We start from the raw sequence: 519 nt of genomic DNA, 5'->3' as shown, positions 1-519 counted from the left end.
AATCCCGATAATGATGGCGCAGATTTACGCGCCTTCGTTGTGCAGCTCTAGGTTCGCTAGATCTTGCTGAATTTCACGTTGCGTTTTTGCATCGTCATTACGCAAACCATCTAGGAAGTCGAGGTATTGTTGATCGATATCGCCAGTTACGTATTCACCATTAAATACTGATGTATCGAACTGCGTGATATCTTGGTTACCTAAACCTACCGCTTCAACTAAGTCATCTAGACGTTGGTAAATAAGCGCATCCGCACCAATCTGTTTACAAATGGTTTCGTTGTCACGACCATGAGCAATTAGCTCTGTCGCGCTCGGCATATCGATACCGTAAACGTTAGGGAAGCGAACTTCTGGTGCAGCAGACACCATGTACACTTTCTTCGCGCCGGAGTCGCGAGCCATCTCAATGATTTGTTCTGATGTCGTACCGCGAATGATAGAGACATCCACCAGCAACACGTTCTTATCTTCGAACTCAGAGCGGATAGCGTTTAGCTTGCGACGCACTGATTTCTT

General features: G+C 46.2%; 1 pseudogene. It reads right to left on the bottom strand.

The annotated features are described in order from the left end of the window. Positions 1-24 precede the first annotated feature (24 nt). A pseudogene (locus R7O13_RS30865) lies at positions 25-519 on the bottom strand (amidophosphoribosyltransferase); the annotation flags it as partial.

The organism is Vibrio sp. Y176 (genome assembly GCF_033438945.1).
The sequence above is the reverse complement of the archived record's forward strand: the minus strand, read 5'-3'. Positions and strand labels throughout refer to the sequence as shown.